The following is a 23,487-nucleotide window of genomic DNA, read 5'->3' on the forward strand; positions in this document are numbered from 1 at the left end:
ATAGAGATACTTATTGATAAACAATTTAAAGAGGGGATTAATGTGGAATATATAAATGATATAAGAGAACTTATAGGTAATACACCTATTATTAAATTAAATCATTTTAATTTAAAAGAAGGAGTAAATATATTTGCAAAACTAGAGTATTGCAATCCAGGTGGTAGTGTAAAAGATAGAATTGGCGAATATATGATAAAAGCTGCCGAAGATAAAGGGTTACTAAAAAAAGGTTACACAATTATTGAGGCAACTGCTGGCAATACTGGACTCGGGGTAGCTTTGGCTGCAATTAATAAGGGGTACAATATTATATTTGTGGTACCTACAAAGTTTTCTGAAGAAAAACAAATGCTTATGAGGGCGCTTGGTGCTAAAGTCATAAACACTCCTAGAGAGTTTGGTATGTTAGGGGCGGTTGAAAAAGCAGAAGAGCTTTTAAAATTTACAAAGAATTCCATTAGCTTTAAGCAGTTTGAAAATATATATAACCCTCTTGCTCATTACGAAACTACAGGTCCTGAAATATTCAAAGCCTTAGATGGAAATATAGATTATTTGGTAGCAGGTGCTGGTAGTGGAGGGACTTACAGTGGTGTAGTAAGATATCTTAAAGAGCAAGATGAAAATATAAAAGGAATACTAGCAGATCCAGAGGGTTCAACTATGGGTGGTGGAATAGCTGGCTGTTATAATATAGAAGGCATAGGTAATGATTTTATACCAAAAACTATGGATATGAATTTAGTAGACCAGATAATAAAGATTAATGATGAAGAATCCTTTAAATTAGTAAAGGAACTTGCATATAAGGAAGGCATAATAGTAGGAAGTTCATCTGGGGCAGCGCTTTCAGCGGCATTGAAACTTGCACAGACTATAGACAAGGGAAATATTGTTACAATATTTCCTGATAGAGGGGATAGATACCTGAGTAAAGGTATCTATAACTAAAATTTTATAACGATTAAAAGTTGCAGGAGTTTTATAACTTCTGTAATTTTTTTGTTCCAGATTTTCCAATTTTAATCATTACGTAAACATATCAATAATCTAATAATGTATAATTTATTATATAATGGTTTTAATATTTTAATATAAGGTGTTTGTTAAAGCTAACTGTAGACTTGAAAGAGTGATTAAATTAAGTAAATAATTAAGGATTATTTTGATGATATTAGATTAAAAATTGATTCATAAATAAAATACTAAAATATACTGGAGTGATATTTTGAATACTAGTAAAAATAATATAATGACAACAAAAAACATACTAAGAATTGTTACAGTAGTATATTCTTTATGGGTAATTTTTTGTCCTTATAAAGGACCTAGATTTATGATATGGAATTTGTTTTTGGCATGGATCCCTTTAGAAGTTATAGATAGTATAATAAAGATAGATAAAGAAAACAAAACTAACAAAGTGATTTTTATGAACTATATATTATGGATAGTTTGGTTGCTTTTTTATCCTAATTCACCATATATGATTACAGACTTCATACACATAGTCAGTAATAAATACTATTTAGCTAAACCTATCCATCTAAACTACGCAATAACCAATAAGATATTATTTAATGATAATTTTAAGATATGGGTTGATTTTGTCAACATTGCAATTGGGGCATGGTTGGGATATGTAGTGGGATTCCTTTCCTTGAGTAAGGCTCAGCAATTATTTAGCAGAAGATATGGAAAGATAATTTCATGGGTTATTGTATTTTTGATAAATATGGCAAGCGGTTTTGCTATATATCTAGGGCGTTTCATAAGGTGGAATAGTTGGGATGTCATTACTAATCCCAAGAATATAATAGTTATTTTAGTAAATAACATTAACAGAAAGAGTTTCAATTTTACAATATTATTTGGCATATTTACTTTTATTATATACATAATAAATCATGCTGTACGAAAAGATAATATTTTTATAGAAGGAGAAGAAAATTTTGAAATTTGATGATTTATATTATATTGCTGATGAGCTTAACAAGAAAAAAGTAAGATGGATGATAGGGTCATCGGTATTATTATACTTCCATGGAATGGTTAATAGTCCTAATGATATTGATGTAGTTATTGATGAAAAAGATATAATGAAAGTAAAAGCTATATTTGATAAGATTGGAATAGAGCAAGCGAAAGAGAAAAAGTATCCATATCTAACTGAATATTTTTATACTTATATAGTAAGAGATACATCGGTAGATATAATGTGTAACTTTGGTGTAGCTCATCAGTATGGAGATTATAGACTGAAAATTGACGAGTCAGCTATAGTTGAATATAGAAAAATAAATGATGTTATATTGCCATTAAGCTCTTTAGAAGATTGGTATGTACTATATCAACTAATGCCAGGAAGAGAAAATAAGGTTAATATGATTGAAGAATTTCTTATTAGTAATGGTGTTGATCACTATGAACTTTTTGAGAGGGCTCTAACACAACCTTTGCCGGAAGCAGTTGCCTATAATGTTAATAGATTCATAGGTGATAAAAGCTAAAGAGTATAAATTAAAGTTAGGCTATGTTTAAGAATGTTTTTGAAATTAAGTGTTTAATCACTTATTTTAATATGATGATTAAAAAGTGCCGAAAATTAAAATGATAGAACCTCGAAAAAATTTTCGAGGTTCTATCATTTTATTCAAAGGACGCTCCGATTAATTACAACAGATATATTTGTTTTTTTAGCTTAACTAATTAAGTTAGAGATTGATTATATTTTAAAGTGTAAATTTGCTAGTTAATATGCTTAATTTTTGAGCTAGCTCAGCCTGTGACATAGCAGTTCTGCTAACTTCTTCTATTGCAGCTGCAGCTTCAGATATACTCTCTATTATTTCTTGAGAAGAAGAGTTTGTTTGCTGAGACATAGCGCTTACATTTTCGATTTCTCTATTTATCTTTTCTACTATTCCTTTTATGGAGTATGATGATTGGTGGAACTTTCTTGATATATCGGCAACCAATTTTGCATCGTCTCCATATTGATATCCAATGTTTATCATTTCTTCATTAGTAGGAGTAACTATGTTTTCTATATATTTAAGTATGTTAGTAGCATTATCTGATAAGCTCCTAAAGGCTAATTCTATTTGATCTGTAACTTTATTTATGTTTTTAACTGCAGACATGGAACTGTCTGCTAATTTTATTATTTCACCTGCAACAACAGCAAAACCTCTTCCTGCTTCACCTGCTCTTGCTGATTCTATCATAGCATTGAGTGCCAATAAGTTGGTTTGATCTGCAATTTGAGTTATAGTAGTTGCCATTAGTTTAATTTGTGAAACCACTTTACCTTGCTCAATAGAGCTTAATACAGCCTCTTGGTTAGACTGATAAAGTTCTTTTGAGTTTTTTACAAGTTCAGTTGAGTTATTTTTTAAGCTAGTTGCTCTAGTCTCAATATCTTTGGCGGAGTTATAGCTGTGGTCAGCATCTGATCCTAAATCAGTAACTTGAGAAGATATTTTATCTGTAGAGTAGTTTACTTCTTCAATACTTGAAGTTAATTCTTGAACTCCACTGCCTATATGCTGTATGCTTTCGTTTATAGTATCTACTTTTGAAGTTACTTCTTCCATTGTTGCAGACAGCTCCTCGCTTGATGAGCTTAGATTAACTGCACTAATGCTTATCTCTGAAATTACATCTCTTAAAGAGATTACGGTTGCATTTAGAGAATTCTCAATTTTACCGAATTCGTCCAGAGTTTTCACTTTAAGTGTATCTGATAAATCACCATTCTTAAGCTTTTCGGTAAATGAGATTATTGATTTTAATTTTTTAGATATATATGATCTAAGATATAGCGAACATATTACTGTAATGATTAAGGAAACTCCTAAAACTATATATGTAAGAGTTATTGAAAGATTATAGGTGCTTCTTGAATCATCATACGCTTGTCTTGATTCATTCTGATTGAATTGTACTATGTTTTTAATTACATTATCAACTGAATCTCTTTTTAAGGTAACAGTTGTTATAATATCTTTAGCCCTTTGATAATCACCTATTTTTATTAAATCTATAGTTTCATCTCTTGACTTAATGTAGTCATCTAACATCATAGTTAAGTCTTTAAGTAGTGATTTTTCCTTACTGTTTGTAACTGATTTTGTATATTGCTGAAGTATGGTACTGTTTTCTAAATTAATGGCAGTAATCTCGTCACTATATCTAGATAGATTTGATTTGTTTCTTTCATCCATAGCTAGAAGAGTGTTAACTTGAGATTCTTGAACATTTTCTCTAAGAGTTCTTACGTCTTGAATTGCTTTCATATTAACGGAATAAATATGTTGCAAATTGTTATTTACAGACCTTAGATTGTAGATTTCACTTAATCCCATTATTAGCAGAAGTGCTAGAAGTATCACAAAGATAAAAGTGATTTTAGTGGTAAGTTTGATTGATCTTAATCTCCTTTTCAAAATAATTGCCCCCTCTTAAGTTGTTTGTATATTTTTGCCGAATGTTATTATAAACATCTTATCATAATTATCGAGTTTTTTAAATTCAAATAAATAGAAGAAAAGTTAGAAATACGTTTACATGTAAAAATTTTTTTATGCAACTATATCTATCGTAAATTGCATGAGTTCTTATAATAATTACCAGAAGGTAATAACATTATAAAAAATATACAGATGTACTTGGTAGGGATACAAATAATAAAAAGTGTGTTTTTGTGATAGAATGATAAAAATAAAAGCTAAAATATATTAAATTGCTAGTAATTTAAATGATGATATGATAATATATTAAATGTAAATAAAGTGTATAATGTGTGAACAAAAAGAGCTTGATGAATAAAGATGCAACACATTTTTCGTTTTACAGAAAGTAATTTGCTGATATAAAATTGTCTATATGAAGACGACAGATTAATCAGTAATAAGTGATAATTCGTATTTATTAAAAGGGGGAGTAAATTAATGAAAAGAAAACTAGCAATTATAATTAGTGCGGTATTAGCTGTGGGTACAGTACTTTCAAGCTGCCAGGTTGAGAAGGTATCAGATTCTAAGACAAGCGGTAGTAGTGATACGATAAAAATTGGGGTTTTTGAACCGCTTACAGGTGCTAATGCTGGTGGTGGAGAATTAGAGGTAGAAGGAATAAAACTTGCAAACAAGCTTTATCCAGAAGTAAATGGAAAGAAGATTGAGCTTGTTATAGTTGATAATAAATCAGATAAGGTAGAAGCATCTAATGCAGCATCAAGACTTGTCGAAAAAGACAAGGTTACAGCTATTATAGGAAGTTGGGGAAGTTCCTTATCGATGGCTGCTGGAGATATTATAAAGAAAGCCAAGATACCAACAGTTGCAACATCAGCAACAAACCCATTGGTTACTAAGGGAAATGACTATTATTTCAGAGTTTGTTTTATAGATCCATTCCAAGGAACAGTAATGGCTAACTACGCTTACTCAAAACTAAATGCTAAGAAGGTTGCAATTGTACAAGAAGTTTCTAATGATTATGCAGTTGGACTAGCTAAGTATTTTACAGATTCGTTTACAAAATTAACTGGAGACAGCAAAGCTATAGTTTCAGTATCTAACTATAACACTGGAGACCAAGATTTTAGTGCACAGTTAACTAACATAAAATCACAAAATCCAGATGTAATATTTGCTCCTGGTAACTTCACAGAGTCAGCGCTTCTAATAAAACAAGCAAGAGATTTAGGAATAAAAGCTCCAATAATAGGTGGAGATACATGGGAGACACCAGATTTCTTAAAGATAGGTGGTAGTGCAGTTGATGGAGCAGTATTTTCTACTTTCTTTGCAACAGAAAAACCTATAACAAAGGAATCGGAAAAATTCTTAGCAGAATATAAGAAGGAATACAACAAAGAACCTGCCGCAGTTTCAGCTCTTGCATATGATGCGTATTTGTTACTTGTAGATGGCCTAAAGAGAACTGGCTCAGAAGATTCAGTTAAATTGAGAGATGAACTTGTAAAAACTAAGGACTTCCAAGGAGCTGCAGGTGTTGTTAATTTTGACGAAGATAGAAATGCAGTAAAATCAGCAGTTATTAAGCAAGTAAAGGACGGAAAGTTTACTTATCTTGATATAATCGAACCAACAAAATAGAGCAATTTAAGAACTCAAGAGTTCCTATGCCGAAATTAATTTATACTTGTTCGAAAATCATGTACCTATGAATTTTAGCACTTATAATTTAAAGATTGGATTAGGAACTCTATATAGGGATCCTTTATGAAAACTTAAGTTATGTGTGTATAAAGCCTTGGATTATGAAATGGAAAGCGTGCATGACCTAATAGTTGAAGTAGGATCCCTTTATGCTTTTAATAGGATAATTTAGATATAATTACCTACGAATTACGAGAATGTATCAAATAGTATATGCGAATAATCACGTTTACATTGATATTGTGAGTATATGAAATGTATGAATCAAAAAAATGCAAGAAACACTTAGATTTGGTTTGAAAACTGGTAATTATTTATAAAAAAATGGTTTGTCCTCCACAGGAATACAAATAATAAAAACTGTGTTTTGGTGATAGAATAATAAAAATAAAGCTACAAACTTGACATAGTATCAAAAAATATAATAATATTATGTTATGTTAATAAATTAATACACAAATGAATAATATGTGAATAATTTTACGAAGTTGAATAATGATGCAGGAATACTTTTCAATTGACAGAAAATATTTTGGTGATATAAAATTAACAACAACATACGAAAACATTATTCAGCAATAGGTATATTCGTAAATATTCTAAGGGGGATTAAAATAATGAAGAGAAAATTAGCTTTTATAATAAGTGCAGTATTGGCTGTAGGAACAGTACTTTCAAGTTGCCAGGTTGAGAAGGTATCGGATTCTAATACTAATGGTAACAGTGGTACTATAAAAATTGGGGTTTTTGAACCACTAACTGGTGCAAATGCTGGTGGTGGAGAATTAGAAGTGGAAGGAATAAAACTTGCGAACAAGCTTTATCCTGAAGTTAATGGAAAGAAAATAGAACTAGTAGTAGTTGATAATAAATCTGATAAAGTAGAGGCATCTAATGCTGCTTCTAGACTTGTAGAGAAAGAAAAGGTTACAGCCATAATAGGAAGTTACGGAAGCTCACTTTCAATGGCGGCTGGGGATATAGTAAAGAAAGCTAAGATACCAACAGTTGCAACTTCAGCAACAAACCCATTAGTTACTAAAGGAAATGATTATTATTTTAGAGTTTGTTTTATAGATCCATTCCAAGGAACAGTAATGGCTAACTATGCTTATTCAAAGCTTAATGCTAAAAAGGTTGCAATTGTACAAGAAGTTTCAAATGATTATGCAGTTGGACTGGCTAAGTATTTTACAGATTCGTTCACAAAATTAACTGGAGACAGCAAAGCTATAATTTCAACATCTAACTATAATACTGGAGATCAAGATTTTAGTGCACAATTAACTAATATAAAATCACAAAACCCAGATGTAATATTTGCTCCAGGTAACTTCACTGAATCAGCTCTTTTGATTAAACAAGCAAGAGATTTAGGAATAAAGGCTCCAATAATAGGTGGAGATACTTGGGAGACACCAGACTTCTTGAAGATAGGTGGTCAAGCTGCTGAAGGAGCAGTATTCTCAACTGCATTTGCTACAGAAAAACCAGTTACAAAGGAATCGGAGAAATTCTTAGAAGCATACAAAAAAGAATACAGTGGAAAAGATGCTTCCGCAATGTCTGCACTTGGATATGATTCGTACTTAATACTAGTAGATGCTCTTAAGAGATCTGGATCAAATGATTCGGTTAAGTTAAGAGATGAACTTGCTAAGACTAAAGACTTCCAAGGAGCTACAGGAGTAATTAATTTTGATGAAGACAGAAACGCTATAAAAGCAGCAATAATTAAAACTGTTAAGGATGGTAAGTTCACTTATACTGACACAGTAGAGCCAACAAAATAAAGGAATTAGAGAACTAGCTTATAGGCCAGTTCTCTGTATTTTAAAAGGAGAGGAATTTTAATATGGGTACACTTTTGCAGCATTTAGCTAATGGAATATCATTAGGTAGTTTATATGCGCTAATAGCAATAGGATACACAATGGTTTATGGAATATTAAGACTTATAAATTTTGCTCATGGAGATATATTCATGATGGCTGCTTATTTTACTTTTTATGGTATAGCAGTTTTTGCAATGCCTTGGTATGTAGCGGTATTATTTTCTATAGCTCTTACAGTATTACTTGGAATATTTATAGAAAAGGCAGCTTACAAACCTATAAGAACTGCACCAAAGATATCAATACTAATATCAGCTATAGGAGTATCATTCTTCCTTGAAAACTTAGGAACAGTTGTTTTTGGAGGTGTACCTAAAGCATTTCCACAAGAACCACTTTTTACTGATGTAATTAAGATTGGATCTGTATCGATGCAAAGACTTACAATCATAATTCCAGTAGTAACCGTAATTATACTTTTTCTATTATTATATGTTGTAAACAAAACAAAAGTTGGAATGGCTATGAGAGCTGTTTCTAAGGATTATGAAATATCTTCATTGATGACTATAAATATAAACAGAATAATAACTTTGACCTTTGCCATAGGATCTGCCTTAGCGGCAATTGGAAGTATAATGTGGGGATTCAAGTTCCCTAATATCAATCCTCTTATGGGAGTTATGCCTGGACTTAAATGCTTTATAGCTGCAGTTATAGGTGGAATAGGAAATATTACTGGTGCTGTAGTGGGTGGATTTATCCTTGGAATAGGTGAAATCATGCTTGTTGCATTATTACCAAGTCTTACAGGTTATAGAGATGCTTTTGCTTTTATACTTTTAATAGTTATATTACTATTTAAGCCAACAGGTATAATGGGCGAAAAAATTTCGGAGAAGGTGTAGATGATGAAAAAGAGAAATTTAATTTTAACAGGAATTTCATTTGTCGTACTCATATTGTTTTTAATATATGCAGATAAAAACTTTGATCCATATAAAACAAGAATACTTAATTTATGTGCAATTTATGCAGTTTTGGCTTTAAGCATGAACTTGATTAATGGCTTCACTGGTTTGTTTTCATTGGGGCATGCTGGATTTATAGCTATAGGTGCCTATACAACAGCTCTTTTGACTATGTCACCTGAAACTAAAGCTCAAAACTTTTTTATGCAGCCTATAGCTGCTCCTTTGGCAAATATACAATTGCCTTTTCCAATAGCTCTTATAGTTGCAGGTATAATCTCTGCATTTTTAGCTTACTTAATAGGAGCTCCTGCACTGAGACTTAAAGGTGATTATTTAGCTATTGCAACTCTTGGCTTTGCAGAAATAATAAGAGTAGTAATAAATAATACACAATCCATTACTAATGGTGCGTTAGGATTAAAAGGTATACCAGTAACTACTAATATATGGTGGAGTTTTGGGGTATTCATAGTGACAGTTATACTTATGGTGTCATTTGTGAATAGTAGTTTTGGTAGAGCGCTGAAAGCAATAAGAGAAGACGAAATAGCAGCTGAAAGTATGGGGATAAATCTTTTTAGAAATAAAACTCTAGCTTTTTCAATAGGGGCTTTCTTTGCTGGAGTAGGCGGTGGCTTACTGGCAAATTCACTAGGTACAATAGATCCTACAATGTTTAAGTTTATGCTTACTTTTAACATATTACTTATCATAGTGCTAGGAGGAATGGGAAGTATAACAGGAACTATAATTTCATCATTTATAATAACAATAGCTGGAGAAGCATTGAGATTCTTAGATGAAACTATAACTATAGGTGGATACAGGATACAAGGAGTTGCTGGTACTAGAATGGTTGTATTTTCAGCACTTTTAATGATAGCTGTATTGTTCTTTAGTAAAGGCCTTATGGGAAATAGAGAATTTTCATGGAATGGTCTTTTTGGATTCTTCAAAAACATAGGACGTAGCAAAGGAGGAAGCCAAGATGAAATTGCTTAATGCGGATAAGATAACAATGAAATTTGGAGGCCTTACAGCAGTTAAGGACTTCAGTTTGGAACTTAACAAAGGTGAAATTGTTGCTCTTATAGGACCTAATGGTGCAGGTAAGACTACAGCTTTTAATATGATAACAGGTGTTTATAGTCCTTCAGAAGGACAAATATTTTTTAATAATGAAAGAATATCTGGGTTAAAGCCAGATGCTATAACTAAAAAAGGGATAGCTAGAACCTTTCAGAATATAAGATTATTTGGAGATTTAACAGTTTTGGACAATGTTCTTATAGCAAATCACCTTCATTTAAAATCAATGTTTTTAGAAGGAATGTTTAAGCTTCCTAGGTATAGAAAAGAAGAAAAGCAAATGGTTCAAAAATCACTAGAGTTGTTGGAAAGAGTTGGTCTTTTAGATCTTAAGGATGAAAAGGCAAGTTCACTTCCTTATGGAAAGCAAAGAAGGTTAGAAATTGCTAGAGGTCTTGCAACTAATCCAGAGGTTATGCTTTTAGATGAACCAGCAGCTGGAATGAACCCAAAGGAATCTGATGAACTTACAAGCTTTATAAATGAAATAAGAGATGAATTTGGTCTTACTATATTTATGATAGAACATCATATGCCTTTAGTAATGGGGATATCTGATAGAATATATGTGCTTGATCACGGGGTTACTATTGCACATGGGACACCTTATGAAATTCAAAACAATTCAAAGGTTATTGAAGCCTACTTGGGGGTGAAGGAAGATGCTTAAAATAGAAGATTTAGTAGTATCTTACGGAGCTATTGAAGCTCTTAATGGGATATCTATAAATGTAGAGCAAGGAAAGATTGTTACTCTTGTTGGTGCTAACGGGGCTGGAAAGAGTACCACACTAAGAGCAACGGTAGGTCTTACTAAAATTAAGTCAGGTAAAATAATATATGATGGAGTAGATATAACTAACAAAAAGACAGAACAGATACCAAAGATGGGTCTGACTTTAGTTCCTGAGGGAAGAAGAGTTTTTCCTAACCTTACTGTTCTTGAGAATATCAAGTTAGGTGCGTATTTTAGAAAAGATAAGAAGGAAATAGAAAAGGATATAAAGTGGATATATGAATTATTTCCAAGATTAGAGGAAAGAAAATGGCAACTTGCAGGAACTCTTTCTGGAGGAGAGCAACAAATGTTAGCAGTTGGAAGAGCTCTTATGGCAAAGCCAAAACTTTTAATGATGGATGAGCCGTCACTTGGGCTTGCACCTATAATAGTTAAAGATATCTTTAATATAATTCAAGAGATAAGAAGACAAGGTGTTACTATACTATTAATAGAGCAAAATGCAAACCTTGCTTTAAAGGCAGCGGATTATGGATATGTACTTGAAACTGGAAAGATAATAATGGAAGGCACTGGAGAAGAACTTCTTAAAAATGAAGATATAAAAAATGCTTACTTAGGTGAAGCAGTTAATAAGAAAGAAGCCGCATTATAGAAGAAATTCTGGTAGGCGATAAACTCATATTTTTTATTCTTTAAATTATGTTTTAAGTCATTACTCATATTTATCTATAGATATAGTTGGGTTATAAATTTCTAAAAAATAAAAAATCGCTAATGCAGCAGGCATTAGCGATTTTTTTCTTAGGGAAAAGATTAATGTTAAAACTCTTTGTCTATTTTCTGTATTGTGGATGTCTAATAATTTAATTATTAAGGGATTAATTAAATAATAAGAGATTTTTGTGGCAGTTGTATGACAAAATTATGTGATATTATGGCATTTTTAATTTCATAATGTTTCCATATTATGATTTATAAACGGTTTCATTTGAGTGTATTATAATTTTAATTTTATAAAGTCTCATTTCCAGAATATGTGAAGGTGTTATAGCTTTTTTGTAGAATATATGTAAAATATGGAATTTTAAATTTAGGGTAATGGGGGCGTAATTTATGAAGAACTTAGAAAATGATTTAGATATAGAAGCTGCTGAAGAGGCAGCGGAAACAAAAGAATTAGCCCAAAAGAAGAGTACGACAAAGAAAAGAACTACTAGAACTAAAAAGTTAAAAACAGAAGAAGGCAACGATGATGTAGATAAGGCTACAGTTAAAAAAGATAGTGAAGATAAAGTGGCAACTAAAGCTTCAAGAACTAAAAAGACAACAAAAAAGGTGAATGAAGATATAGAGGGAGCAGTGCAACAATCAAAGGTTGAAGGTGAACAGATAGCTAAAAAAACTACTAGGAAAACAACAAAGAAGAAGGATAGTGTTGATGAAAAAAAAGCTGAAGTTAAGCCTAAGAAAACTAGAACAAGAGCAAAAAAAGTAGTAGATGAATCTATATTGCTGGAAATAGAAGAGTTAAATGTTGAAAAGGTTAATGGAGATAAACAAGAACTTCAAGTTGGTAAAGATGAAAAAGGTGGTATCGTTTCTGACTTTAACATCTATCTATTTCATGAGGGCAATAACTACGAAAGCTATAAATTTATGGGATGCCATCTAGTAGAAGAAAACGGAATAGCAGGCGCAAGATTTACTACTTGGGCACCAAACGCTAGCGCTGTAAATGTAGTTGGAGATTTTAGTTTGTGGGAAAGTAATGATCATAATAAATTAAAGAAAATTAGCGAGTCTGGTTTGTGGAGTGGATTTATTCCAGAGCTTAAAGCTGGAGCTGTATATAAATATGCTATAACAAGTAAGGATGGAAAGAAAATTGTATTGAAGTCTGACCCATATGCTTTTGCATCAGAGCTTAGACCTAATACTGCTTCTTTAGTTACCGGGATATCTGATTATTCTTGGAAAGATGAAAAATGGATAGAAAAAAGAAATAATACCAATGTGTATGAAAGTCCAATTAATATATATGAACTTCATTTAGGTTCATGGAGTAGAAAAGAAGATGGAAGCTTCTATAATTACTTGGAGTTAGCGGAGATACTTCCAACCTATGTTGAAGAAATGGGCTACACCCACGTAGAATTGATGCCCATAATGGAACATCCGTTAGATGATTCTTGGGGATATCAAGTGACAGGTTATTACTCAGTAACAAGAAGATACGGTAGTAGTGATGACTTTAAGGTGCTAGTTGATTCATTACATGAAAAAAATATAGGTGTAATTTTAGATTGGGTTCCTGGTCATTTCTGTAAGGATGAACATGGATTGTATATGTTTGACGGTACTCCAACTTATGAATATAGTGAAGCTTCGAAACAAGAAAACAAAGGTTGGGGAGCAGCCAATTTTGATTTAGGAAAGCCAGAAGTTAAAAGCTTTTTGATTTCTAATGCTCTTTACTGGTTAAAGAACTTTCATATAGATGGATTAAGAGTAGATGCTGTGGCAAATATGATATATCTTGATTATGATAGAAAGCATGGAGAATGGAAACCTAACAAGTACGGGGGACGAGAAAATTTGGAGGCTGTAGAATTCTTAAAAGCTCTAAATAAAACTATATTTAAGCAAGTAAACAATATTCTCGTTGTGGCAGAAGAATCAACATCTTGGCCTATGGTGACTAAGCCTGTTGATATAGGAGGATTAGGATTCAATTTTAAGTGGAATATGGGCTGGATGAATGATATGTTAAGGTATATTCAGATTGACCCTATATATAGGAAGAATCACCACAACCTAGTAACCTTCTCAATGATGTACAATTACTCGGAAAATTTTATACTTCCAATATCACATGATGAAGTTGTACATGGGAAAAAATCATTAGTAGATAAAATGTGGGGAGATTATTGGAACAAATTTGCTGGGCTTAGACTATTTATATCTTATATGCTTGCACATCCCGGTAAGAAATTATTATTTATGGGTAGTGAATTTGGACAGTTTATAGAATGGAGAAACCATGAAGGATTAGAATTTAAGCTTATAGAGCAATTTGAAATGCATAGAGATACACATAAATTCTTTAAGGATATAAATAAATTTTATGTAGAGAATGAAGCTTTATGGCAGTGTGACTATAACGCAAATGGGTTTGAATGGATTGATGCTGATAATTCTACTCAAAGTATTATTGTTTTTGCTAGAAAAACTGATGATCCAAAGAAAAGTTTAATATATGTATGCAACTTTACCTCAGTAGTTTATTATGATTTTAATATAGGGGTCCCTTACCTAGGTGAATATCAAGAAGTATTTAATACAGATAGTAAGGAATATGGCGGATCAGGTCAAGTAATTGGAGAAAATTTATTCTCTGAGAAATCACCTTGGCATAACCAAAAGTATAAATTAACTATTAAAGTACCTCCTATGGCAACATTAATATTAAAACCTATAAATATAATAGATGATGTAGAAGAAAAAGAGCAGAATATCTTAAAAGGCTTAGACTTTGAGAAAGCTATAAGTATAGCTGAAAAGCAGATTAAAGATAAAGAATAAAACAAGTAGTCATCATAATCATTAAGGAGGTAGATGAGATAATGAAAGTACTTTTTATTGCATCAGAGGCAGATCCGTTTATTAAGACTGGAGGATTAGGGGATGTTATGGGAGCATTACCTAAAGCTCTAGTAAAGCAAGGTGTTGATGCAAGAGTTATAATACCAAAATATAAAAATATTAAGGATAAATATAAAGATAAGCTTTATTTTATAAAATGGTTTACGGTTCCAGTAGGTTGGAGAAACTCTTACTGTGGAATATTTGAATATGAATATGAAGGTGTGAAATTTTATTTTATAGACAATGAGCAGTATTTTAATAGAGAAAGTTTGTATGGTCATTATGATGATGGAGAAAGATTTGCTTTCTTTGATAGAGCGGTACTTCAAGCTATAAAAGAGTTGGATTTTAGACCTGACGTGATACATTGTAATGATTGGCAGACTGGAATGGTGCCAGTACTATTAAAGCTTGAGTATAGCAAAGATCCATTTTATTCAGATATAAAATCAGTATATTCTATACACAACTTACTTTTTCAAGGCAATTATAGTCCGGAAGTTTTGCAAGAACTTTTTGGATATGATATGGAACCTTTCAATAATGGAAGCTTAGAACTTCATGGTGGTGTGAGCTTTATGAAGGGTGGAATAAACTATTCTGATCGTGTTTCAACAGTAAGCTATACTTATGCTTCAGAGATACAAAGTGAGAATTATGGTGAAAAACTTGATGGTCTTTTACAAGCTAGAAATAATGTATTGGCAGGTATATTAAATGGAATAGATTATGATATCTATAATCCGAGTAATGACAACTACATTTTTAAAAACTATGCTTTAAATAATATTGAAGATAAAAAGTTAAATAAACTAGGGTTACAAAAACAATTAGGCTTACCAGAGCGGGAAGATGTACCGATTATTGGTGTTGTATCAAGACTTACTAACCAAAAAGGAATGGATTTGGTAATAAATATAGCTGATAGATTACTTCAACATAATATCCAGTTAGTTGTCCTTGGTACAGGAGATAGGTCCTATGAAGATCATTTTAGAAATTTACAATATAGGTATCCAGATAAGGTGTCTATTAATATAATGTTTAGTGATGAATTAGCCCATAAAATTTATGCTGGATCTGATATGTTCCTAATGCCATCATTGTTTGAACCTTGTGGACTTGGTCAATTGATAGCACTTAGATATGGAACTATACCTATAGTTAGAGAAACTGGAGGACTAAAGGATACTGTTACCCCTTATAATAAATATACTGGTGAAGGAAACGGGTTTAGTTTTTATAACTATATAAGCTCGGAACTTTTGGCAACAATAGAATACGCAATAAAATCCTACCATAATAAGCAGGTGTGGAATGGACTTATAAAGCAAGCAATGACTTCCGACAATAGTTGGGAAAAGGCGGCAGGAGATTATAGAAGGTTGTATGAATCGTTGCTTTATTAAGATTATGCTTTAGTATAAAGGAGGAATAAATATGTTCAATATAGACAAAGACGCCTTTAAAAAGGACTATCTTAAGAAATTTTTAGAACTTCACGGTAAAGAATTGGAAAAAGGAACTCAGCAAAATAAGTACGAAACTTTGGGAAGTTTAGTTAGAGATTATGTTGCTAAAGCTTGGATAGATACCAATAAAAGATATAATCAAACGGGCGAAAAACAAGTTTATTATTTCTCCATGGAATTTTTATTAGGTAGGCTTCTTGGGGATGCACTCTTGAATCTAGGAATAAGAGATGTATGTAAAGAGGCTTTGGATGAATTAAATATTGATCTTAGAGAATTGGAAGAGTTTGAGCATGATCAAGGATTAGGAAATGGAGGGCTTGGAAGACTTGCAGCTTGCTTCTTAGATTCTATGGCATCTCTAAATATACCTGGTCATGGCTGCGGAATTAGATATAAGTATGGTTTTTTTGAACAAAAGATAATGAATGGTGCTCAAGTTGAAGCACCGGACTATTGGCTTAAAGAAGGAAACGTATGGGAGATGAAAAAGCCTGATAAGTCCGAGATTGTTAAGTTTGGAGGAGATGTGAGGGTTGAAGCGGTAAATGGTAGGTTAAGTTTTACACATATCAACTATGAGCCAGTTTTAGCAATTCCTTATGATACTCCTGTAGTAGGATATAAAAATGATGTAGTAAATACTCTAAGACTTTGGAGTGCAGAACCAGTATCTAATGAATTTGATTTCTCATCTTTTAGCAGAGGAGACTTTTTAAAAGCAATTGAGTATAAAAACTCAGTAGAGGCTATATCACATGTGCTTTATCCAGATGATACTTTCTACGAAGGGAAAATATTAAGATTAAAACAGCAATATTTCTTTGTGTCAGCTGGTATTCAAAGTATATTGAGATATTTCAAAGACAATGGACATAACTTAATGAATCTTGATGATATGCTTGCTATTCATATAAATGATACTCATCCAACTCTAGCTATTCCTGAGCTTATGAGACTTCTAATGGATGAGGAAGGTATGTCTTGGGAAGATGCATGGAGGATAACTACTAATACAGTATCTTATACAAATCATACTATACTTGCTGAAGCTTTAGAAAAATGGCCTGTAGATATGTTTAAAAAACTGCTTCCAAGAATTTATATGATAGTTGAAGAGATAAACAAAAGATTCTGTCAGGATTTATGGAATAAGTATATAGGACAGTGGGATAAGATATCTAAAATGTCCATAATTGGTGATGGATATGTAAGGATGGCCAATTTAGCCATAGTTGGAAGTCATAGTGTAAATGGAGTGGCTAAACTTCATACCGAGATACTTAAAAAGCAAGAGATGAAAGAATTTTATTATTTATATCCTAGGAAGTTCAACAATAAAACAAATGGAATAACACATAGAAGATGGCTTATCAAATCAAATCCAGAATTAACGTCTTTGCTAAAAGATACTATTGGAGAAGGTTGGATAAAGCATCCTACTGATTTAGAAAACTTTGCGAGGTTTTCTAAAGATAAGTTAGTTTTAGGAAAACTTGCAGAGATAAAGAACAATAATAAGAAGTCTTTAGCAAAAATTATTTATGATTCAAATGGAATAAAGGTAGATCCAAATTCAATTTTTGATGTACAAGTAAAGAGGATACATGCTTATAAGAGGCAGACTCTTAATTGTTTAAGAATAATGGATCTCTATAATAGACTAATTGATAATCCTGATTTAGATATAGTGCCAAGGACTTTCATTTTTGCAGGAAAGGCAGCACCAGGATATTACCTTGCAAAGAAAACAATAGAGCTTATAAATGCTGTAGGTGAAAAGATAAACAATGACAAGAGAATAAAAGATAAAATAAAAGTTGTTTATATGGAGAATTACAGAGTATCTCAAGCTGAAGATATAATACCTGCTACAGATGTTAGTGAGCAAATATCTACAACAACCAAAGAAGCTTCTGGTACATCTAATATGAAGTTTATGATGAATGGAGCAATAACAGTAGCTACTCTAGATGGTGCTAATGTTGAGATAAGAGATGAAGTTGGCGATGATAATATAATAATATTTGGTCTTACTGAGAGAGAAGTACTTAATTACTATTCAAAAGGTGGTTATTCAGCTTGGGAGACTTGCAACAGCGATTCAAGATTAAGAAGAGTTACTCAAGATATAATAAATGGGTATTATTCTCCTGATAAAGATAGATTCAAAACTGTTTTTGAACATTTGCTTACCTACAATGATGAGTTCTTTGTGCTAAAGGATTTTGATTCTTATGTTAGAGCGCAGGACAGAGTAGATAATATCTATAGAGATATAGATAAGTGGCAAAGTATGGCTGCTATAAATATAGCACATTCAGGTGTTTTTTCTTCAGATAGAACAATACAAGAATACGCCACAGGTATATGGGGATCAGGATATCTATATAAAAATTTATAATATGACTAAACAAATCCTCGATTTTAAATTAAAGATACCGAATGTTAATAAAGATGCATCGCTCAGATTTTAAACCATAAACTCTGATAAAAAATATATATCTATCTAATTAATTGAAATAATACCTCAGGATATGCCTGAGGTATTATTAAAATAAGTCATAGGAAGGAAAAAGTTATGAATAATTTTTATATATTGCATGATTCTCAAAATACTTACTATAGAAATCCATTTGGGGCAGTAAAGTTGGGAACTGAAATAAGTATTGTTATTGAATCACAGGGATGTCAACAAGCTTTTATAGAACTTATTCATTTTGATGGACATAGACAAAGTATTCTAATGGAAATGTTTTATAAAGAAGGACAGAATGATATATGCTTCTTTAAGACCAGCTTTATTGCTACAACTAAAGGAGTACTAAATTATTATTTTGTTTTGAAAAGACAAGAACAGACCATTTATTATGGTAATAATAATGAAGGTCTGGGAGGAATAGGACAAATATATGCTGATAATCCTAAGTATTATCAAATAACTGTATATCAAGATAATTTAGTTCCAAAGTGGTATAAAGAAGGTATTATCTATCAAATTTTTGTAGATAGATTTTTTAATGGTAATGATAATGGTTTAGTAGATAATCCTAAAAAGAATTCCTTTATATATGGTAACTGGTATGATCAGCCTATGTATATAAAAGATGCTGATGGCAAGGTATTAAGATGGGATTTCTTTGGAGGTAACCTGAAGGGTATAATGAAAAAGTTAGATTATATAAAATCACTAGGGGTTACAACCATATATTTAAATCCTATATTTGAATCATCTAGTTGTCATAAGTATGATACTGCAAATTATAAAAATATAGATCCCATGTTTGGAAATGATAAAATATTTAAGTGTTTATGCAGTGAAGCAAATAAGTATGGGATAAGAATAATCTTAGATGGAGTGTTTAGCCATACTGGATCTGATAGCGTATATTTCAATAAGAATGGAAATTATGATTCACTAGGAGCATATCAATCTAAAGACTCTAAGTATTATGAGTGGTATAGATTTAGAGATTATCCTCATGATTATGAAAGCTGGTGGGGGTTTGAAAATCTTCCTAATGTAGATGAGTTAAATCCTTCGTATATGGATTATATAATTAATAAAGATGATTCAGTACTTTCGAAATGGATGAATCTTGGTGTATCAGGTTGGAGACTTGATGTGGCTGATGAACTTCCTGATGAATTTATAAAAGCTATTAAGAGTAAAATTAAAAAGATAAAAAATGATTCGGTGCTAGTAGGAGAGGTATGGGAAGATGCTTCAAATAAAGTAAGCTATGGGCAAAAAAGAGAATATCTTTACGGAGATGAATTAGACTCGGTGATGGGGTATACATTTAGAGATATAATAATAGCTTTTCTAAATAGAGGTATAGATTCTCATATGTTAGTTAAAAAGTTCATGAGTCTTTATGAAAACTATCCAAAGGAAAATTTCTATGCATCAATGAATATCATAGGAACGCATGATACTGAAAGAATTATCACTATGTTCATGAATAACTATAACGATATAAATATAGCTAAAAGTATGGTTAAGTTAGCTGTAGCTTTTCAAATGACTTTTCCGGGGGTACCAGTAATTTATTATGGTGATGAAGTAGGTCTTGAAGGGCAAAAAGATCCAGATAATAGAAGGACATATCCTTGGAATAAAGAAGATAAGGATATTTTAAGTTGGTACAAGAGGCTTTCTGGTATTAGAAGTAATAGTTTGGTGTTAAAACGTGGAGAACTGAGGTTCTTTGATACAAATGCTGATGTAATATGTTTTGAACGAAGTTATAAGAATAGCAAGCTATTAGTTATTATAAACAGAAATTCAAATAGTTCTATAAAAGTAGAATTTGGAGAAGTTAAAGGACATTATAGAGATATGCTTAGAGATTGTAAAAATGATGTTTATTATTCGGCAGAGGGAATAATCTCAGTTGAACTTAAACCAGCAGAAGTTAAATTGCTTGTAAAAGTCTTTTAAAAAATTTAGATACTGCTAATGAAATTAAATGGTTATGCATCCAATGCTTTAATGAGCTTACGCAAAGAATTAATATGATTTCATCATATTCCATGGCTAAAACTGTAAACTCACTACGTTCGAACAGTACAGTTTCTTAACGCCATTCCATCTGAAAAAATCATTTAATTCTAATTGCTCGCTCATATAGCATCTCCTGCATAACCATTTAATTTCAATAATATTCTTAAGCATACACATAGAATTAAATTATTTAGAGAAGTGAAAGAACTATAGGATTGTTTTCTATGGTTCTTTTTTTATGTAAAAATATATAAGCTTTCTATCACTATTAAATCTAGGTATTTCAATATAGTTAAAATACTTTTATTGATATACAGTAAAAAATAAAACATGTTCATCTACTAAAATTTCATCATATGTATTTGAAAAGGAAGATGCACAAAAAACTAGTGGTTATTTATTAGATGATATAAAAAATTACTTGAAAATAATTATCAATTGTTTTATAATTAAAGTAACAAAAATAAAATATAGAAATATAATAATACAATACATAGGTATTTAAGAGGTGATATATTATGAAGCAATTAAAATTATTTTCTATTGGATATGCGGTTCTTTGGCTCTTAAGTGGGCTTTTAAATATATTAGGATTAAGTGATTTTAATAATGGAGATTTTCTAAAATTGATAAATGGACATCTACTAATACTAGGTACAGGATTTATGACTTTGATTTATGTTGCTGATAATGTTCTAGATATTAGTAAAAAGAAAAGCTTTAATCTATGGCTTATATTATATAATGCTTCTTTAATGGTATCTGTACTGTTGATGTTAGCACAAAAAGTTATGGAAAACAGAGGCTTTACAATGGAAGCGATGAATTTATCAATAGATATAGTTCATTTAGGTTTAGGTGTATGCTTGTTATGGGTTGTATATCTAGTTAGAGATGTTTCTAGACAGCATTCACTAATTAAAACTGAAAAGGTAAAAAATAAGTAATTATCGGACTTTTGTCCTAAATATAGTAAAACATTCCCTATCCCCCCAATAAAAAGGTGGTAGTTATTCGTAACTATCACTTTTTTACTGTATAGCAAAGTATAGAATGTTGTAGTTAGTTAAATCTAGATATTTTAATGGCTTTAGAAGCTTTATATAGCTATACAGTAAAAAAACAAAACTTATTCGCCTGCTAAATTTAATAATTTATAATATACTAGACATGATTGTGTAGTCGTCTTCTCCAACTCCTCCGCATAGAGGCTTAATTCCGGAATTTACAAAAGTGCCCCTAACTACAGCATAGTCTCCGAATTTTTCTCTTATCTCATCTATAGTTCTATCTAAGTTCTTAGTTTTTTCTATATGTTTTTCGTCAAAAAGTGAAATTTGATAAGTAGTGTTTGAACTTAAATCTGACACGTGAACACCTATATGCCTAATTGGATCACCAATCCAAAGTTTATCTAAAAGCTTACAACAAGTAGTAAATATATTCATAGTAGAGTCAGTGGGGTTAAATAACTTTATCTGCTTTGAATAATTCATGAAGCTGCTATTCTTAATATGTATAGATACTACTCTACAATAGCATTCAGAATTTCTAAGTCTTATAGATACAGTCTCCACTAAGGAAAGTATTATTTTATAAGCATCTTCCTTGGTTGTTATATCATATGCTATAGTGGTCGAATTACCTATGCTTTTCATGGTGCTGTGACTTTCTGAAAGTACTGATGAGTTTTCTATTCCATTTGCATAATTCCATAGTGTTAAACCAAAGCTTTTAAATTCATACTTAAGTATATCAAGATCATAATTAGCTAAGTCTCCTATTGTATTTATGTTCAATGCCTTAAGTTTAGGTGAAGTAGAACGGCCTACCATGAATAAGTCCTCGATTGGAAGAGGCCACATCTTTTCTTTTATTTCCTCTTCGTACAGCGTGTGAACTTTATCTGGTTTTTCAAAATCAGAAGCCATTTTAGCTAAGAGTTTATTGGTTGAAATACCTATATTTACAGTGAAGCCTAATGTATCTTTTATCTGATTTTTAATTTTTGTTGCTATTGATATAGGATTCATATTTAAATTTGTATATGTTAAATCGATGAAACACTCATCAACTGAGAATCTTTGAATTTGTGGGCTATATTCTTTTAATATAGACATCATTGAATTACTACATTTCATATATAAGTCATACTTAGGTGGGACTACTAGAAGGTTAGGGCACTTTTTAAGAGCAGTATAGAGAGATTCTCCAGTAGTAATATTATATTTTTTAGCAGGAATTGATTTTGCTAGTATTATTCCATGGCGATTTTTAGGGTTTCCGCCTATTGCAGAAGGAACTTCACGGAGATCTACGGTTTCTCCATGTTGAAGTCTGTAACAAGCTTCCCAAGATAGATATGCAGAGTTTACATCAATGTGAAATATCAATCTTTTACTAAACATATATAACCATCCTTCATAAAATGTAATTTGAATACATATTTATAGTATATCCATAAATTAATTATATAGAACACATGTTCTGTAGTAAATAAAAATATTCATTCCAATGATTTATATACGAATTTTTTTAAATATATAAGCATATTTATCTTTATAGGAGGTGAATATTATGATTAGAACTGTGGTGTGTGAAAAAGAAGGTTGTAATGGAAATAGTTTTTATATAAACACAGAAGATAATAACTTAAATATAATATGCAAAGAATGCGGAGCAACTTATAGCTTTGATATAAGCTATTATGATTTTACTATGCTTTCTAATTGCTCTTACTGTGATAATGATACCTTTAAGATATTTAAGGATACAGAAAAAGAAGGAATCTATGCAAAGTGTAATAAATGTGGAAATCCTCCAGAAAAAATATATATAGATACCGATGGAAACCAAGTTTCTTATAATAGTAAGTTGTTAAATGATATAAAAGATATGATATATAGGTTGGATCAAAGAACATCAAACTTAGAAGATAAGATACAAGGTCTACAAGGTGGACAGGAGTTACTTGAAGAATCTCTAGCATATATAAGCAAATTTATGTCGGAGTAAAAATTAAGATGTAAATA

At 31.2% G+C, this 23,487-nt stretch carries 17 protein-coding genes; 15 read left to right on the top strand and 2 right to left on the bottom strand.

Features of this window, described 5'->3' with window-relative positions; genetic code table 11:
• Positions 1–42: 42 nt before the first annotated feature.
• The 3 genes from OCU55_RS22605 (at position 43) to OCU55_RS22615 (ending at position 2,513) form a co-directional block, all read left to right on the top strand.
• Positions 43–954, top strand: a complete 912-nt coding sequence (locus OCU55_RS22605) for a PLP-dependent cysteine synthase family protein (RefSeq protein ID WP_261854556.1) — start codon at positions 43–45, stop codon at positions 952–954.
• 277 nt (positions 955–1,231) lie between these two features.
• Positions 1,232–1,966: a DUF1361 domain-containing protein gene (locus OCU55_RS22610; RefSeq protein ID WP_261854557.1), complete on the top strand. Its 735-nt coding sequence runs from the start codon at positions 1,232–1,234 to the stop codon at positions 1,964–1,966.
• Positions 1,956–2,513, top strand: coding sequence for a nucleotidyltransferase family protein (locus OCU55_RS22615; protein WP_261854558.1), 558 nt, complete (start codon positions 1,956–1,958; stop codon positions 2,511–2,513). The genes OCU55_RS22610 and OCU55_RS22615 overlap by 11 nt, the downstream gene beginning before the upstream one ends.
• 222 nt (positions 2,514–2,735) lie before the next feature.
• Here the strand turns inward: OCU55_RS22615 and OCU55_RS22620 are convergent, their stop codons facing one another.
• A complete protein-coding gene (locus OCU55_RS22620; RefSeq protein WP_261854559.1) occupies positions 2,736–4,451 on the bottom strand; it encodes a methyl-accepting chemotaxis protein in 1,716 nt (571 codons plus the stop codon).
• 504 nt (positions 4,452–4,955) lie between these two features.
• On the opposite strand from OCU55_RS22620, the gene OCU55_RS22625 reads away from it, so the two are divergent.
• From OCU55_RS22625 to OCU55_RS22675, 11 genes are all read left to right on the top strand, one after another.
• Positions 4,956–6,128: an ABC transporter substrate-binding protein gene (locus OCU55_RS22625; RefSeq protein WP_261854560.1), complete on the top strand. Its 1,173-nt coding sequence runs from the start codon at positions 4,956–4,958 to the stop codon at positions 6,126–6,128.
• Between the two features lie 680 nt (positions 6,129–6,808).
• Positions 6,809–7,984, top strand: a complete 1,176-nt coding sequence (locus OCU55_RS22630) for an ABC transporter substrate-binding protein (RefSeq protein WP_261854561.1) — start codon at positions 6,809–6,811, stop codon at positions 7,982–7,984.
• 62 nt (positions 7,985–8,046) lie between these two features.
• Positions 8,047–8,934: a branched-chain amino acid ABC transporter permease gene (locus OCU55_RS22635; protein WP_206872917.1), complete on the top strand. Its 888-nt coding sequence runs from the start codon at positions 8,047–8,049 to the stop codon at positions 8,932–8,934.
• 3 nt (positions 8,935–8,937) lie between these two features.
• Positions 8,938–10,002: a branched-chain amino acid ABC transporter permease gene (locus tag OCU55_RS22640; protein WP_261854562.1), complete on the top strand. Its 1,065-nt coding sequence runs from the start codon at positions 8,938–8,940 to the stop codon at positions 10,000–10,002.
• The gene (locus OCU55_RS22645) at positions 9,989–10,759 is read left to right on the top strand and encodes an ABC transporter ATP-binding protein (protein WP_261854563.1); all 771 of its coding nucleotides are present in this window, start codon (positions 9,989–9,991) and stop codon (positions 10,757–10,759) included. Before OCU55_RS22640 ends, OCU55_RS22645 begins: the two co-directional genes overlap by 14 nt.
• A complete protein-coding gene (locus tag OCU55_RS22650) occupies positions 10,752–11,483 on the top strand; it encodes an ABC transporter ATP-binding protein (RefSeq protein ID WP_261854564.1) in 732 nt (243 codons plus the stop codon). Before OCU55_RS22645 ends, OCU55_RS22650 begins: the two co-directional genes overlap by 8 nt.
• Positions 11,484–11,944: 461 nt before the next feature.
• Positions 11,945–14,413: a 1,4-alpha-glucan branching protein GlgB gene (gene glgB, locus OCU55_RS22655; protein WP_261854565.1), complete on the top strand. Its 2,469-nt coding sequence runs from the start codon at positions 11,945–11,947 to the stop codon at positions 14,411–14,413.
• A 41-nt stretch (positions 14,414–14,454) separates the two neighbouring features.
• Positions 14,455–15,885: a glycogen synthase GlgA gene (glgA, locus tag OCU55_RS22660; RefSeq protein ID WP_261854566.1), complete on the top strand. Its 1,431-nt coding sequence runs from the start codon at positions 14,455–14,457 to the stop codon at positions 15,883–15,885.
• Between the two features lie 31 nt (positions 15,886–15,916).
• Positions 15,917–18,352, top strand: coding sequence for a glycogen/starch/alpha-glucan phosphorylase (locus tag OCU55_RS22665; RefSeq protein ID WP_261854567.1), 2,436 nt, complete (start codon positions 15,917–15,919; stop codon positions 18,350–18,352).
• A 177-nt stretch (positions 18,353–18,529) separates the two neighbouring features.
• Entirely contained in the window at positions 18,530–20,392 is a 1,863-nt protein-coding gene (locus OCU55_RS22670; protein WP_261854568.1) for a glycoside hydrolase family 13 protein, read from the top strand.
• A 581-nt stretch (positions 20,393–20,973) separates the two neighbouring features.
• A complete protein-coding gene (locus OCU55_RS22675; protein WP_261854569.1) occupies positions 20,974–21,402 on the top strand; it encodes a DUF2871 family protein in 429 nt (142 codons plus the stop codon).
• A 207-nt stretch (positions 21,403–21,609) separates the two neighbouring features.
• Here the strand turns inward: OCU55_RS22675 and OCU55_RS22680 are convergent, their stop codons facing one another.
• On the bottom strand, positions 21,610–22,863 hold the full coding sequence (locus OCU55_RS22680) for a Y-family DNA polymerase (RefSeq protein ID WP_261854570.1): 1,254 nt from the start codon (positions 22,861–22,863) through the stop codon (positions 21,610–21,612).
• Positions 22,864–23,032: 169 nt separating this feature from the next.
• On the opposite strand from OCU55_RS22680, the gene OCU55_RS22685 reads away from it, so the two are divergent.
• On the top strand, positions 23,033–23,470 hold the full coding sequence (locus tag OCU55_RS22685) for a hypothetical protein (protein ID WP_183279895.1): 438 nt from the start codon (positions 23,033–23,035) through the stop codon (positions 23,468–23,470).
• Positions 23,471–23,487: the final 17 nt, after the last annotated feature.

It is taken from the genome of Clostridium folliculivorans, assembly GCF_024341905.1.
Lineage (GTDB): Bacteria > Bacillota > Clostridia > Clostridiales > Clostridiaceae > Clostridium_AR > Clostridium_AR folliculivorans.

Coding starts and splice junctions, on each gene's coding strand:
- OCU55_RS22625 (WP_261854560.1), top strand. CDS start 4,956: ATGAAAAGAAAACTAGCAATTATAATTAGTGCGGTATTAGCTGTGGGT.
- OCU55_RS22630 (WP_261854561.1), top strand. CDS start 6,809: ATGAAGAGAAAATTAGCTTTTATAATAAGTGCAGTATTGGCTGTAGGA.
- OCU55_RS22635 (WP_206872917.1), top strand. CDS start 8,047: ATGGGTACACTTTTGCAGCATTTAGCTAATGGAATATCATTAGGTAGT.
- OCU55_RS22640 (WP_261854562.1), top strand. CDS start 8,938: ATGAAAAAGAGAAATTTAATTTTAACAGGAATTTCATTTGTCGTACTC.
- OCU55_RS22645 (WP_261854563.1), top strand. CDS start 9,989: ATGAAATTGCTTAATGCGGATAAGATAACAATGAAATTTGGAGGCCTT.
- OCU55_RS22650 (WP_261854564.1), top strand. CDS start 10,752: ATGCTTAAAATAGAAGATTTAGTAGTATCTTACGGAGCTATTGAAGCT.
- glgB (WP_261854565.1), top strand. CDS start 11,945: ATGAAGAACTTAGAAAATGATTTAGATATAGAAGCTGCTGAAGAGGCA.
- glgA (WP_261854566.1), top strand. CDS start 14,455: ATGAAAGTACTTTTTATTGCATCAGAGGCAGATCCGTTTATTAAGACT.
- OCU55_RS22665 (WP_261854567.1), top strand. CDS start 15,917: ATGTTCAATATAGACAAAGACGCCTTTAAAAAGGACTATCTTAAGAAA.
- OCU55_RS22670 (WP_261854568.1), top strand. CDS start 18,530: ATGAATAATTTTTATATATTGCATGATTCTCAAAATACTTACTATAGA.
- OCU55_RS22675 (WP_261854569.1), top strand. CDS start 20,974: ATGAAGCAATTAAAATTATTTTCTATTGGATATGCGGTTCTTTGGCTC.
- OCU55_RS22680 (WP_261854570.1), bottom strand. CDS start 22,863: ATGTTTAGTAAAAGATTGATATTTCACATTGATGTAAACTCTGCATAT.
- OCU55_RS22685 (WP_183279895.1), top strand. CDS start 23,033: ATGATTAGAACTGTGGTGTGTGAAAAAGAAGGTTGTAATGGAAATAGT.